This is a genomic window from Streptomyces sp. NPDC018031, assembly GCF_044327625.1.
Lineage (GTDB): Bacteria > Actinomycetota > Actinomycetes > Streptomycetales > Streptomycetaceae > Streptomyces.
Window position 1 is genome coordinate 190850 of the sequence record NZ_JBIRFT010000003.1, and the last position, 14708, is coordinate 205557.

Sequence of the window (14708 nt, forward strand, 5' to 3'; positions counted from 1 at the left end):
CGGTCCCCTACTTCCAGTCGCCCTTGAGCAGCTTGCGGTACGCCTCGCCGACCGATTCGGCGGCGTCCTCGGGGGAGGTCTTGCCGGTCAGCACGCCGGGGAACTCCACGAGGATGCCCTGGAAGAGGCTGTTGCCCTCGGGGATCCACGGGCGCTCGACAGCCTTGTCGACGGCGTTCTTGAAGAACTTCACGTTGGCGTTGGACGCCACGGCCTTGTTCTCGTAGACGGAGGCGCGGGTGGGCAGCAGGCTGAGCTTCTCGGTGGTCTTCGCCTGCACCTTCGCGGAGGACATGTACTTGGCGAAGGCGTAGGAGGCGTCGAGGTTGCCGCTGCCGGCGTAGACGGTGAGGTTGTGGCCGCCCTGCGGGGAGCCCTGGCCGCTGCTGCCGGCCGGGACCGGGACGACGCCGAGGTTGTCGCGGTCCTTGAACGCCTTGCCGGAGAGGGTGTCCTCGATCGCCCACGGCCCGTTGATCGTCATGGCGACGTCGCCGTTCTTGATGGCGTTCTGCATGTTCTCCCAGCCGTCGGTGGCGTCGGTGACGGCCGCGCCCGACTCGACCAGGTCGCGGGCGGCGGCGAACGCCTTGACGCCCGACTCGTCGTCCACGGTGATCCGCTTGGACTTGGTGTCGACCAGGTCGCCGCCCTCGCCGTAGAGGAAGGACAGGTACCAGTAGGCGTCGTCACCGCGGAGGTACATACCGGTCTTGCCGGTCTTCTCCTTGATCTTCTTCGCGGCGGCCTTGAGCTCGGTGAGCGAGGTCGGCGGCTCCACCCCGGCGTCCTTGAGCATCTTCTTGTTGTAGAAGAGGCCCATGGTGTCGATGACCTGGGGCACCCCGTAGGTCTTGCCCTTGAACTGGGTGCTCGCCATGGCCTGCGGCAGGTAGTCCAGCCGGTTCTCCAGGGCCGGAGTGCCGTCGAGCGGGGCGAGGTAGCCGATGTTGGCCAGGTCCTGGGTCCAGGCGACCTCGGCACGGAGCACGTCGGGGGCGCCGGAGCCGCCGGAGCCCGCGGCGTTCTTGAACTTGTTCAGCGCCTCGCCGAAGGGCACGTTGACGTACTTGACCTTCACCTTCGGGTATTCCTTGGTGAAGTCCTCGGCGAGCTGCTTGTACGTGGCCTTCTCAGCGTCGTTCGAGGTGTCCCAGTAGGTCACGGTGCCGGAGATCTCGCCGGGGGACTTGCTCTCCGCGCTGTCGTCACTGTCGCCGCAGGCCGTCGCCGCGAGCGCCAGGGCCGCGACGAGCGCAGTGGCCGCTATGCCACGTCGCATCTGAACTCCTTACAAAGCCGACCGCGCCATCGCGGCGCCGGGTTGTCGAGGAACGTAACAGGGATGCAAAAAACCCGAAAGACCTTGCGCAAACTTTCTGCAAGGGTGCCGGATCGTTACATCGGTGTGTCCGTCCGGTGCCCCACGGGGCGGGCGGGGCGGGGCGCCGCCCGCGCGCCCGGGTGCCTCGGGCCGCCACGGGGGCCGCGCCTGCAAGCCCTTCCGCAAGACTTGCAGAGATGTTACGTTCCGGTTAAGCCGCCCGTCCGACCCATCCGACTCATCCGGTTCCGTCCGATCCGTCCGACAGGGAGCGCCATGACGCAGGAGCTGACCGCCTCCGGCCCGACCGACGCCGACGCCCGCACCACCGCCGAACAGCCGTCCACCGACCCGGGCTGGTGGCGCCACGCCGTCATCTACCAGGTCTACGTACGGTCCTTCGCCGACAGCGACGGTGACGGCATCGGCGACCTGCGCGGCGTCCGGGACCGGCTGCCGCATCTGGCCCGGCTGGGCGTGGACGCCGTGTGGCTGACCCCGTTCTACGCCTCCCCGCAGGCCGACGGGGGCTACGACGTGGCCGACTACCGGTCCGTCGATCCGCTCTTCGGCGACCTGCGGGACGCCGACGACCTGGTCCGCGCCGCCCATGAGCTGGGGCTGCGGGTCATCGTCGACGTGGTGCCGAACCACACCTCCGACCAGCACCCCTGGTTCCGCGCGGCGCTGGCGGACCGGCCCGGCGGCCCGGCCCGGGCCCGCTACCACTTCCGCCCCGGGCGCGGCCCGGACGGGTCGCTGCCGCCCAACGACTGGCAGTCGGTCTTCGGCGGCCCGGCCTGGACCCGGACCACCGGCCCGGACGGCGCGCCGGGAGAGTGGTACCTGCACCTGTTCGCCCCCGAGCAGCCCGACCTGGACTGGGACTGCCCGGAGGTGCACCGCGAGTTCGACTCGGTGCTGCGGTTCTGGCTGGACCTCGGCGTCGACGGGTTCCGCATCGACGTGGCGCACGGCATGGTCAAGGCCCCGGGGCTGCCCGACATCGGCCACCAGGAGCAGGCCCGGCTGATCGGCGCCCAGCGGCTGCCGTTCTTCGACCAGGACGGGGTGCACACCATCCACCGGGCCTGGCGGCGGCTGCTGGACTCCTATCCGGGGCAGCGCATCGGCGTCGCCGAGGCCTGGGCGCCCAGCTCCGAGCGGCTGGCACTGTACGTCCGCCCGGACGAGCTGCACCAGGCGTTCAACTTCCAGTTCCTGCGGTGCCCGTGGGACGCGGCGGCGATGCGCACGGTCATCGACGCCTCGCTGGCCGCCACCACCTCGGTGGGCGCCCCCACCACCTGGGTGCTGTCCAACCACGACGTGGTGCGGCACACCACCCGGTACGCCGAGACCGGCCCGGAGCAGGGCCTGGCCCGGGCCCGCGCGGCCGCGCTGCTGATGCTGGCCCTGCCCGGCTCCACCTACGTCTACCAGGGCGAGGAACTCGGCCTGCCCGAGGTCACCGACCTCCCCGACGACGTGCGCCAGGACCCGGCGTTCTTCCGCGGCGACGGCCAGGACGGCTTCCGGGACGGGTGCCGGGTGCCGATCCCCTGGTCCGGCACCGAGCCGCCCTACGGCTTCGGACCGGTGGCCGGCGGCCCGAGCTGGCTGCCGCAGCCCGACAGCTGGGCCCGGCTCAGCGTCGAGGCCCAGACCGGCGACCCCGACTCCACCCTGGAGCTGTACCGCGCCGCCATCGCCCTGCGCCGCGAACGGCCCGGCCTCGCCGAACCGGTGATGGCCTGGCGGGACGGCGCGGAGCTGCCGGAGGGGGTGCTGGCGCTGGTCCGCCCCGGGCTGGTGTGCACCGTCAACACGCGCGGCGAGGAGGTCGAACTCCCCCGGCCCGGTCGGCTGCTGCTGGCCTCGGCCCCGGTGGTGGCGGGCGAGGTGACCGTACGCATTCCCGCTGATTCCAGTGCGTGGTGGGCAATCTGACATGCGCCCGGTACAGTCCAGCTCCATGACCGCACGGCTTGCTGACATCGCAGCCCAGGCGGGGGTCAGTGAAGCCACAGTCAGTCGCGTGCTCAACGGCAAGCCGGGAGTGGCCGCGGGCACCCGCGAATCCGTCCTGGCAGCGCTCGACGTACTCGGCTACGAACGGCCGGTCCGGCTGCGCCAGCGCAGCGCCGGGCTGGTCGGGCTGATCACCCCGGAGCTGGAGAACCCGATCTTCCCCGCGCTGGCCCAGGTGATCGGGCAGGCGCTCACCCGCCAGGGGTACACCCCGGTGCTCGCGACCCAGACACCGGGCGGGTCCACCGAGGACGAGCTGACCGAGATGCTGGTGGACCGCGGGGTCGCGGGCATCATCTTCGTCTCCGGACTGCACGCCGACACCTCCGCCGACATGGCCCGCTACGACCTGCTGCGCGGCCAGGGGGTGCCCTTCGTGCTGGTGGACGGGTTCTCGCCGAAGGTGCGGGCACCGTTCATCTCCCCGGACGACCGGGCGGCGATGCTGCTGGCGGTGACCCACCTGGCGTCCCTGGGCCACACCCGGATCGGGCTGGCCCTGGGCCCCCGGCGCTTCGTGCCGGTGCTGCGGAAGATCGAGGGCTTCCAGCGCGGCATGGCGGAGCAGCTGGGGCTGGGGCCGGAGGAGTCGGCGGAGCTGATCCAGCACTCGCTCTACACCCTGGAGGGCGGCCAGGCGGCCGGCACCGCGCTGATCGACCGGGGCTGCACGGCGCTGGTGTGCGCCAGCGACATGATGGCGCTGGGGGCGATCCGGGCCGCCCGGCAGCGGGGGCTCGGGGTCCCGGAGGACGTCTCGGTGGTGGGCTTCGACGACTCGCCGCTCATAGCGTTCACCGACCCGCCGCTGACCACGATCCGCAAACCGGTGCTGTCGATGGGGCAGGCGGCGGTACGGGCGCTGCTGGAGGAGATCGGCGGCACGCCGGCCCCGCACAGCGAGTTCGTCTTCCTCCCCGAACTCGTCGTTCGAGGTTCAACGGCATCGGTACCCGGAGGTCGCGGTTCCGTACAGAAGCGGGACAGAAGTGGCGAAGACCGTACCTCCGAATGATCTGCGTCTGTCCGTTCTCTGGCAGACTGTAGCTCTATGGGTGAAGCGACTGTAAGGACTCCGGAAGGGTCGGCCGCCCCGTCACCCATCGAGGAGACCGAGGCTGCCCGCCCGCCACGCCCGTCTGTTCTGCCCCGGCTGCGAACCCCCCGGCGACCACGGCTGTGGTTCGAGATCCTGCTGATCGGCCTCAGCTACTGGACGTACTCGCTGGTCCGCAACGCGGTCCCGGAGCAGCGCGGCGAGGCGCTGCGCAACGCCGACTGGATCTGGGACTGGGAGCACCGGCTCGGCCTCGCCTTCGAGCGCTCGGTCAATCACGCCGTCGACTCCGTCGGCTGGCTGATCGTCGGCATGAACTACTACTACGCCACGCTCCACTTCATCGTGACGATCGCCGTGCTGGTGTGGATCTACCGGTGGCATCCCGGACGGTACGCGGCGACCCGGCTGGTCCTCTTCACCACCACCGGCGTCGCCCTGCTCGGCTACTACCTCTTCCCGCTGGCGCCGCCCCGGCTGATGCCCGGCGGCGGCTTCATCGACACGGTCGTGGTGCACGACACCTGGGGCTCGATGGCCTCCGGCAACCTGTCGGAGATGTCGAACCAGTACGCGGCGATGCCCTCGATGCACATCGGCTGGTCGCTGTGGTGCGGCCTCACCGTCGCCATGCTGGCCCGCCTGGTGTGGGTCAAGGTGCTCGGGCTGCTCTACCCGGCCGTGACCGGACTGGTCATCGTCGCCACCGCCAACCACTTCTGGCTGGACGCGGTCGGCGGCGTCCTCTGCCTGGCCCTCGGCTTCGCGCTGTCCTTCCTCTGGTACCGGGCACTGTGCTACCGGCTGCCCAGGGTGCCCGCCGCCCGCGCGGTCGCCCCGGGGGCGTCCTGGCCCCGCACCGGCGGTGCCGAGGCGCCGCGCGGATCCGTACCCGACCGCCCCGAGGCGCCGAGCGGCGCGTACCGCACCGAGGCACCGCGCGGCGCTTCCCTGCCCGGCCCCGGCGGCGCGGCCGGCCGGGCCGGCGGGGGCTCCGCGCCGCTGCCCGCCCCGGGCCGCCCGCACCGGTGACGATCACCCCTCCGGCGGCTGCGATCATGGCCTCGCACCCCCACGGGGCGTGAGCCGCGCGCGCACCCCCGTGGGACGTCACGAGGGAGGGGTAGACCGATGGCTTTCCGCAGGTTCCTGAGTTCCCTGGGCATCAACGCGCCCAGCGTCGAGACCGTGCCGGACCGCACCGCGGTCCGTCCCGGCGAGCAGCTGGGGTGCACCGTCACGGTGCGGGGCGGCGGCGCGGACGTCACGATCGAACGGCTGACGCTCCAGGTGGTGGCACGGTTCGAGGACCTGGAGGGCGGCGAGCACGGCTGGGACAACCCCGGCGCCCTGCTCACCTCCGGGGTGCCCGGGCCGTTCACCCTGCCCGCGGGCGCGACGCGCACCGAGCGCGTCGTCTTCGACCTGCCGTGGGAGATGCCGCTGACGCACGTCCTGGGCGGCCGGCGGCTGCGCGGCGCCCGGGTGGCGGTCCGCACCGAGCTGGCCGTCGACAACGCCGTCGACAAGGGCGATTTCGACGAGTTCGAGGTGCACGCGCTGCCTGCCCAGGACATCGTCCTCCAGGCGTACGCGGACCTCGGGTTCCGGTTCGACGAGGCCGAGTGCAAGCAGGGCACGCCGAGCGCGGCGGTCCGCTCCCAGGTGGGGTGGTGGCAGGAGATCGAGATGTGGTTCCCGGCCGACTACCGGCGCGATGGCCAGAACGAGATCGCCTTCAACGCACGACACGACTCCCTGGACCTGCTCACCGGCGGCGACGGGCTGCTGACCTTCGACTACCGGGAGCTGGACCCGGCCCAGGTCACCAAGGTCATCGACGAGCACGCGCGCTCCCGGTTCGCGCAGTGACCGGCGCGTGCCCCCGGGCTGGTGCCGCGCCCGCGGCCGGCGGCCCGGACACCGCGCCCCCGCCCCGCCCCGGCCACCGGCGTCCGGCGGCCGCCGCCGCCCGGTTCCGGGTGGTCGCCACCGACCTGGACGGCACCCTGCTGCGCGGCGATCTGACCGTGTCGGCCCGCAGCCGGGCGGCGCTGGCCCGGGCGGCGGACGGCGGCGCGCGCCACATCGTGGTCACCGGCCGGCCCGCGTCCTCCTGCCGCGAGTTCCTCGTGGCCATGGGTTACCGGGGGCTCGCGGTGTGCGGCCAGGGCGCGCAGCTGTACGACGCGTCGGCGGACCGGCTGCTGGACAGCGCCGCGCTCGACCGCGACCTGGCCCGTTCCGTGGTGGAGGCGACCGAGCGGGCGCTCGGCGGGGCGCGGCTGGAGCTGGCCGTGGTGACCGCCGCGCCGGCGAACCGGTTCGTGGTGACGCCCGGTTTCGCCGACCGCCCCCGGGCCGGCTGGGGCCGGGCCGCGGACCGGGCCGCGCTGTTCGCCGGTCCCATCGAGAAGGTGCTGATGCGCCACCGGGAACTGCCGGACGAGCTGGTCGCCGCGGCGGCCGCCCGGGCCGGCGGTCCCCGGGTGTCGGTCACGCACTCCGAGAAGGGCATGATCGAGGTGCTGCCCGCCGGGGTCACCAAGGCGGCCGGGTTGCAGCGCGCGGCGGAACGGCTGGGCTTCACCCCGTCGGAGACCATCGCCTTCGGCGACATGCCGAACGACATCCCGCTGCTGACCTGGGCCGGGTACGGGGTGGCGATGGGCAACGCGCACCCCGACCTGCGCGCGATCGCCCACGAGGTGGCGCCGCGCAACGACGAGGACGGGGTGGCGGTGGTGCTGGAGCGGCTCTTCGGCGCCGCGCCGGCGGGCGGCCCACCGGGCCGGGCGCCGGGCGGGGACACCGGGGCCGGCGCCGGACGGCCGCGGGCCGCGGTCCCGCCGGCCCGCTCGGCCCCCTAGCCCGGGCCGGGGCCCGGGCCCCGGCCGGCCCCGCCCCCGGGTGCCGGCCCGCGGTGGGCGGGCCGCCGGGCGGCCGCCCCCCGGGAGGGGCGGGCGCCTCGCGGGGGGCGGCCGCCCCCCGGGAGGGGCGGGCGCCCCGCGGGCGGCTCAGTCGGCGTCGTAGAACAGCCGCTCCACCACGGCACGGGCCCGGCGGGTGATCCGGCGGTAGTCGTCGAGCATCTCGCCCACGTGACCGGTCTCGTACCCCAGGTAGCGGCCCACCGCGGCGAGCTCCCGGCTCTCGCCGGGGAAGGTGTCGCCGGGCCTGCCGCGGACCAGCATCACCGCGTTGCGCACCCGGGTGGCGAGCACCCACGCCTCGTCCAGGGTCTGCGCGTCCTCGGTGCAGAGCAGCCCGGCCGTGTGGGCGGCGGCCAGCGCCTGCCGGGTGCGGGTGGTGCGCAGGCCCGGCTCGCTCCGGCCGTGCCGCATCTGCAACAGCTGCACGGTCCACTCGACGTCGGAGAGGCCGCCGCGGCCCAGCTTGGTGTGGGTGGTCGGGTCGGCGCCCCGCGGCAGCCGCTCGCTCTCCATCCGGGCCTTGAGCCGGCGGATCTCCCGGACCGCGTCGTCGTCCAGCCCGTCCGCCGGGTAGCGCAGCGGGTCGATCAGCTCGATGAAGCGGGCTCCCAGCTCCGGGTCGCCGGCCACCGGTTCCGCGCGCAGCAGCGCCTGGCTCTCCCACACCACCGACCAGCGCCGGTAGTACGCGGCGTAGGAGGCGAGGCTGCGCACCAGCGGGCCGGTCCGGCCCTCCGGGCGGAGGTCGGCGTCGATCAGCAGGGGCGGGTCCACGGTGGGCAGCTGGAGCAGTCGCCGCATCTCGTTGGCCACCGCGAACGCCGCCCGGGAGGCCACCTGCTCGTCGACGCCCTCCCGTGGCTCGTGGACGAAGAGCACGTCGGCGTCGGATCCGTAGCCGAGTTCATGGCCGCCGAAGCGGCCCATGCCGATCACCGCGAAGCGGGTCGGCAGCTCGTCGCCCCAGCTCTCCCGTACGGCGGCGCGCAGCGCCCCGGCCAGCGTCGCGGCGTTGATGTCGGAGACCGCGCGGCCGACCATGTCGACGGCGGTGCCGAGGTCGTCGTCTGCGGCGCCGGCCGGCTGCCGGGCCGGGCCCTCCGGGGCCCGGCCCGGGTCGGTGGTCCCCTGGCCGGGCGCCGGGCCCGTCACCGGGCCGTTGCCGGGCGCGGACTCCGGGCCCGTGGCCCGGGTCCGGCCGGCCGCCCCGGGGCCGGCGGAGCCGGTGTAGGCGCCGATGATGTCGGCCGCCGCGGTCCGGAACAGCTCCCGCCGCCGCACCCCGCGGGCCGCCGCCACGGCCTGCTCGCCGCCGTCCGCCCGGCCGACCGCCGCGAGGATCTCCTGTTCCAGCGCGGCCCGGCCGCGCGGCCGCAGCCCTTCCGGGTCGCCGAGCAGGGCCACCGCCTCCGGGGCGCGGAGCAGCAGGTCGGGGGCGAGCCGCCCGGCCGACAGCACCCGGGCCAGGTTCTCCGCCGCGGCGCCCTCGTCCCGCAGCAGCCGCAGGTACCAGGGGGTCTTGCCGAGCGCGTCGGACACCTGGCGGAAGTTGAACAGTCCGGCGTCCGGGTCGGCGGAGTCGGCGAACCAGGCCAGCAGCACCGGCAGCAGGGTGCGCTGGATGGCGGCCTTGCGGCTGACCCCGGAGGCCAGTGCCTCCAGGTGCCGGAGCGCGGTGGCCGGGTCGGCGTAGCCCAGCGCCTCCAGGCGCTGGCCGGCGGCCGTGGTGCTGAGCCGGGCGGCACCGGGCTCCAGCTGGGCGACGGCGTCCAGCAGCGGCCGGTAGAAGAGCTTCTCGTGCAGCCGCCGCACCTCGCGGGCGTGCCGCCGCCACTCCTTGCCCAGCTCGGTCACCGGCTCGGTGCGGAAGCCCAGCGAGCGGCCCAGCCGGCGCAGCTCCTGCTCGTCCTCGGGCACCAGGTGGGTGCGGCGCAGCCGGTGGAGCTGGATGCGGTGCTCCATGGTGCGCAGGAAGCGGTAGGCGGTGTCCAGCGCGGCGGCGTCGGCCCGCCCCACGTAGCCGCCGCCGGCCAGCGCGTCGAGCGCGTCGAGGGTGGTGCCGCTGCGCAGTGCCGGGTCGGTCCGGCCGTGCACCAGCTGGAGCAGCTGGACGGCGAACTCGACGTCCCGCAGCCCGCCGGGGCCGAGTTTCAGTTCCCGGTCGACCTGGGCGGCGGGGATGTTCGCCACCACCCGGCGGCGCATCTGCTGCACGTCGGGGACGAAGTTGTCGCGTTCGGCGGCCTGCCAGACCAGGGGGGCCACGGCGTCCACGTACGCCTGCCCCAGCGCGGCGTCGCCGGCCACCGGCCGGGCCTTGAGCAGGGCCTGGAACTCCCAGGTCTTCGCCCACCGCTGGTAGTACGCCAGATGGCTGGACAGGGTCCGCACCAGCGGTCCGTTGCGGCCTTCCGGACGGAGGTTGGCGTCCACCGGCCAGATGGTGCCCTCGATGGTGACGTCGGAGCAGACCCGCATCATCCGGGCGGCGAGCCGGGTGGCGGCCTGCAGGGCCTGCGGCTCGTCGACCGGCTGCTGCCCGCCGCCGTTCCGCTCGCGGGGCTCGGCCACGAAGATGACGTCCACGTCCGAGACGTAGTTCAGCTCCCGGCCGCCGCACTTGCCCATGCCGATCACCGCGAGCCGGCACCGGGCGGCGTCCTCGGGCTGCTCCTCGGCGGCGATCCGCAGCGCCGCGCGCAGGGTCGCGGTGGCCAGGTCGGCCAGCTCGGCGGCGGTCCGGGCGACGTCGGTGGTGCCGCAGACGTCGCGGGCGGCGATCCGCAGCAGACAGCGCCGGTAGGCGATGCGCAGCGCGTCCGGGCGGGGGCGGGTGTCACCGGCGCCGCTCCAGATGTCCTCGGCGAGCGCCTGCTCGAAGTCCGCGGTGGTCGGGTGCAGGTCGGCCGACTCGTACCTGACCAGCGACTGCCAGTCGTGCGGGTGCCGGGCCAGGTGGTCGCCGAGCGCCTCGGAGGCGCCGAGCACGCCGAGCAGCCGGTCGCGGAGCGGCTTGGCGGTGACCAGGGTGTCCAGCAGCGCCTGCCGGGAGCCGGAGCGGGGCGCGTCCGCGGTGCCCGCCGGCCCGTCGGCGGCGGGCCGGGCGGCGCCGTCGTCCGGCCCGGGCAGCGCCTCGACCAGCCGCACCAGGCTGCGCAGCGCGCCGTCGGGGTCGGCGGTGGCGCCGATCGCGTCCAGCAGCACCGGGTCGCCCCGGACGGCGGCCATCTCGGGCAGGTCCAGCAGCCGGCCCGCCGCCGCGGAGTCGGTGAATCCGTACCGCAGCAGCCGCCCGAACCGGCTGTCCCGTCGCCCGTGCAGCACCTGGCACCGCCTCTCCCGACCACCTCATGATCGCCCTTGCGAGCTTAGTGCCGGCGGGTCGGGGCGGGAACGCCGGGCGGTCCCGGCGCGGGGGCCGGCGCGCCCGGCTCCGGGCGCGCCGGGGCCGCGGGCCGTCACTCGTCCGGCCTAGTCCTGGGGTTGGAGATAGCTCTCCGGGTCCCAGTCGAGCGAGGGGAAGTGCCGGTTCACGTCGGCGACCCAGCTGCCGGCCCGGTCGATCTGCTCGCCGATCTCCGCCAGCTTCTCGCGGTCGAAGTCCTCGACGGCCTGGCAGACGTCGTCCTGCCGCAGCCGGTCGACCACCGCGTCCACCAGATCGCGCCATTCCTCGCCCTTGTAGGGCGGGTCCGGGACGCTCTCGACGGCCTCGGCGACCGCGTCCACGGTGCCTTCGCAGTCCGTCAGCAGGTTCAGCGCCGCGTCCTCGGGGCTGCCACCGAGGACGTCCTCGCCGGCCTCGGACGCCTCGTCCCGCCACGCCTCCATCTCGGCCGCCGTGACCGCGCCCTGGTCGTCGCCCTCCTCTCCCCCGCCCCCGCCGCCCCCGCATGCGGCGAGCGGGACCCCGATGGCGGCCACCGCGGCGCCGGAGACCACGAGGGACCTGGTCGTGCGGTTCATGGGAGAGCCCCCTGTCGGTCGGTTCGGCCCGGTGCCGGCCGGCCCGGGGCCGCCGGCACGCGCGGCACGTGAAGCCCTGCCCTTCCATCATCGGCGACCCGCGCGCCGGGGGCGCTGCCGGGGACGGGCTGCCGGGACGCGCCGACCAGCCGGCGCCGCGGGAACGCCGGCCCGGGATGCCGGCGAGGCCGTCCTAGGACGGCCCGGAGGCGGCCCGGCCCGACCGGTTTCCCGGGCCCGCGGTGTCCCCCCGTACCCGGCCGGCTCGCCTAACCGAGACCCGAGAACGTCCTCCCGGCGGGGTCCCACCTCGACCCGTAGACCTTGCAGAGCTTGCAGAGATCGAGCCAGAGGACCAGCAGGACGATCTGTTCGACCAGTGCCTCGATGAACACGTGACAGGGGACTTCCCTCCCCTTGTACCGCACGAGTCCGTCGTGCATCACGTAGTCGAACTCCGCGTGAGCGATGCTGTTCCTGACATCCCTGCTGAAGGCCGAGTGCCAGAAGTGGCGCAGATGGGTGTAGCGGCAGAGATACGCCTCCTTGGTCGCGGCCTTCGACTTCGCGAACTGCTGGACGTTGTTCACCAGATCCCGGGCACGCAACGCGCGAGGAGCCCATCCGTTCGAGAGCGCCGGGTCGCGGATGGTGCCGTCGTCCCGGCCCTCGGCCATGTTCTGCATCCGGATGACCACCGGAAGCATCTGGCAGCTCACCTCGAAGTTCTGCCGGTAGGCGTCACGCAGGGAGTCGATGCGCCCGATCGGCACCCGCCAGTCCCCGGGAACCGGGATGCGACTCGCCCGAAGATGTGCGATGGCCAGCGCCGGAATCCACTCCGAACCGTCCCGAAGCAACCCGAAGAATTGGTCCGCGACGCGCTGGTGGATGGTCGAGAACCCCGGTTCCGAGATGATTCCGAACGCAAGCTCCGAAAACTCTGCCCGCTTTCGGGAGACGCGAGACCACAGTTCACGCCTGGCCCTCGAGTAATGGCCCGCCGGATCCATGGCGCCCGCCAGCAGGGAAATGATCCTGTGGAGCTGGGTGTGCCTGCCCAGCTCCGAGAGGCCACTCGGCCAGCTTTCCTCGATCGGCCAGTCTTCCTCGAAGCGCCGCTTCATCACGGAATCAAGCAGATCCCAGCGCTCTTGCAGATAGAACCCGTAGGCGTGCTCAAGAGGATCCGCCTTCTCCGCGAAGGCTCGGACGAGCGTGACGCGGCGAAGGTACCAGAGTGCGCGGTCCCCGAACACGCGCGAGACGGACAGGAAGGACGAGAATTCCTCCGCCGAACCACTCGGCAGGTCCCCGTAGGTGTTGACCACCCTCCACTCCTTTCCAGGAGTCCGATGGTCAAGCTCCTTGATTCCCGGGAGGTCGAAGCGTGGGAGCAGTCGATCACCGGACGGGACGATCGACCCTCGGATGACGGAGTGACAGTCCGGACATGCGACCATGATTCGCTGCCGGTCCCGGGATAATCCGACGCGCAGCAGAATTGCCGCTTCGCAGGCCGGGCACTCCAGGTGGATGGGCAGGATCATCAGGATCTCCCCCGACTCGCATGACGAGCAAGACGACTCAGGGCCGACGGTTCGCCACCGTCGACCCTGAGCCTCGGTTCCGAGCTTTGCCCGTCCCGATCTGCGGTCACAGCACCGGCAGGCTCTTGCGCAGCTCGTAGGCGGTGACCTCGGAGCGGTACTCCTCCCACTCCTGCTTCTTGTTGCGGAGGAAGAAGTCGAAGACGTGCTCGCCGAGCGTCTCGGCGACCAGTTCGCTGCGTTCCATCAGCGAGATCGCCTCACCGAGGTTCTGCGGGAGGGGCTCGATGCCCAGCGAGCGGCGCTCGGCGTCGGACAGCGCCCAGACGTCGTCGTCGGCACCGGCCGGCAGCTCGTAGCCCTCCTCGATGCCCTTCAGGCCGGCGGCCAGCAGCACCGCGTACGCCAGGTAGGGGTTGGCGCCGGAGTCGATGGACCGGACCTCCACGCGGGTGGAGCCGGTCTTCCCGGGCTTGTAGAGCGGGACCCGCACCAGCGCGGACCGGTTGTTGTGGCCCCAGCAGATGTACGAGGGCGCCTCGCCGCCGGCGCCGGCGGTGCGGCCCTGGGCGACGCCCCAGATGCGCTTGTAGGAGTTGACCCACTGGTTGGTCACGGCCGAGACCTCGGACGCGTGCCGCAGCAGGCCGGCGATGAAGGACCGGCCCACCTTGGACAGCTGGAACTCGGCTCCGGACTCGTAGAAGGCGTTGCGGTCCCCTTCGAAGAGGGACAGGTGGGTGTGCATGCCCGAGCCGGGGAACTCCGAGAACGGCTTGGGCATGAAGGTGGCGTGCACGCCCTGCTCCAGCGCCACCTGCTTCATCACGAGCCGGAAGGTCATGATGTTGTCGGCGGTGGACAGCGCGTCGGCGTAGCGCAGGTCGATCTCCTGCTGGCCCGGGGCGCCCTCGTGGTGGGAGAACTCGACCGAGATCCCCATCGACTCCAGCATGGTGATGGCCTGGCGGCGGAAGTCCATGCCCACGTTCTGCGGGGTGTGGTCGAAGTAGCCGGAGGAGTCCGCCGGCACCGGCCGGGACCCGTCGTCCGGCTTGTGCTTGAGCAGGAAGAACTCGATCTCGGGGTGGGTGTAGAAGGTGAACCCCAGGTCGGAGGTCTTGGCCAGGATGCGCTTGAGGACGTAGCGCGGGTCGGCGTAGGAGGGCGACCCGTCCGGCATCAGGATGTCGCAGAACATCCGTGCGGTGCCGGGTGCCTCGGCGCGCCAGGGCAGGATCTGGAAGGTGCTGGGATCGGGCTTGGCGATCATGTCGGACTCGTAGACGCGGGCGAATCCCTCGATCGCCGAGCCGTCGAAACCGATGCCTTCGTCGAATGCCTGTTCAAGCTCGGCGGGGGCCACGGCCACCGACTTCAGGAAGCCCAGCACATCGGCGAACCACAGTCGCACGAACCGGATGTCGCGCTCTTCGAGCGTCCGGAGCACGAACTCCTGCTGCTTATCCATTTCCACCCATCCTCGCAGGTCAGGCCGCCCGTTCCCAGGCCGCGGGGCACTTCGGGGGCACCTGAGCATCCCACCACACGATTTCGCGTGCGTTGCGCACGCGGCTCGGCACGGCCTCATCTCGTGTGAGCGGCACCACTCGGTGCCCATACTGCCTGTTGGGCCGCCCCTCTCAAAGAGCGGGTGCGGGGCGCCCTCGCGCGGAACTCCCCGCGCCCGGAGCGGCGGACGGGCCACGCCACCCGTTCGCGGTACCGGCCTGTGCCCGTCCCTCATTGTGGGACATCACGCGATCATGGTCGAACCCGGGCCGCACGGCGGGACCCGGCCCACCGGGAGCGGGTCGGAGGTGGCCGGACGGCGGCGGACCTGCCGG

The 14708-nt window shown here is 72.9% G+C and carries 10 protein-coding genes; 5 read left to right on the top strand and 5 right to left on the bottom strand.

Annotation, left to right across the window (positions count from 1 at the left end):
- Positions 1-7: 7 nt before the first annotated feature.
- On the bottom strand, positions 8-1282 hold the full coding sequence (locus ACH4B3_RS11095) for an extracellular solute-binding protein (RefSeq protein WP_398462500.1): 1275 nt from the start codon (positions 1280-1282) through the stop codon (positions 8-10).
- 318 nt (positions 1283-1600) lie between these two features.
- Here ACH4B3_RS11095 and ACH4B3_RS11100 point away from each other — a divergent pair, with 318 nt between their 5' ends.
- From ACH4B3_RS11100 to ACH4B3_RS11120, 5 genes are all read left to right on the top strand, one after another.
- Positions 1601-3274, top strand: coding sequence for a glycoside hydrolase family 13 protein (locus ACH4B3_RS11100; protein ID WP_398462501.1), 1674 nt, complete (start codon positions 1601-1603; stop codon positions 3272-3274).
- Positions 3275-3299: 25 nt separating this feature from the next.
- Complete coding sequence (locus ACH4B3_RS11105; protein WP_398462502.1) at positions 3300-4370, top strand: LacI family DNA-binding transcriptional regulator; 1071 nt, start codon at positions 3300-3302, stop codon at positions 4368-4370.
- A gap of 36 nt (positions 4371-4406) precedes the next feature.
- A complete protein-coding gene (locus tag ACH4B3_RS11110) occupies positions 4407-5444 on the top strand; it encodes a phosphatase PAP2 family protein (RefSeq protein ID WP_398462503.1) in 1038 nt (345 codons plus the stop codon).
- A 99-nt stretch (positions 5445-5543) separates the two neighbouring features.
- A complete protein-coding gene (locus ACH4B3_RS11115; protein ID WP_398462504.1) occupies positions 5544-6284 on the top strand; it encodes a sporulation protein in 741 nt (246 codons plus the stop codon).
- Positions 6285-6394: 110 nt separating this feature from the next.
- A complete protein-coding gene (locus tag ACH4B3_RS11120) occupies positions 6395-7282 on the top strand; it encodes an HAD family hydrolase (protein ID WP_398462505.1) in 888 nt (295 codons plus the stop codon).
- A gap of 147 nt (positions 7283-7429) precedes the next feature.
- Here ACH4B3_RS11120 and ACH4B3_RS11125 read toward each other — a convergent pair whose 3' ends face one another.
- From ACH4B3_RS11125 to glnA, 4 genes are all read right to left on the bottom strand, one after another.
- On the bottom strand, positions 7430-10669 hold the full coding sequence (locus ACH4B3_RS11125) for a bifunctional [glutamine synthetase] adenylyltransferase/[glutamine synthetase]-adenylyl-L-tyrosine phosphorylase (RefSeq protein ID WP_398462506.1): 3240 nt from the start codon (positions 10667-10669) through the stop codon (positions 7430-7432).
- 147 nt (positions 10670-10816) lie between these two features.
- Positions 10817-11311, bottom strand: coding sequence for a hypothetical protein (locus tag ACH4B3_RS11130; protein WP_398462507.1), 495 nt, complete (start codon positions 11309-11311; stop codon positions 10817-10819).
- Positions 11312-11580: 269 nt separating this feature from the next.
- The gene (locus ACH4B3_RS11135) at positions 11581-12861 is read right to left on the bottom strand and encodes a hypothetical protein (RefSeq protein ID WP_398462508.1); all 1281 of its coding nucleotides are present in this window, start codon (positions 12859-12861) and stop codon (positions 11581-11583) included.
- A 106-nt stretch (positions 12862-12967) separates the two neighbouring features.
- Positions 12968-14332, bottom strand: a complete 1365-nt coding sequence (gene glnA, locus ACH4B3_RS11140) for a type I glutamate--ammonia ligase (RefSeq protein WP_398462509.1) — start codon at positions 14330-14332, stop codon at positions 12968-12970.
- Between the last annotated feature and the right edge of the window lie 376 nt (positions 14333-14708).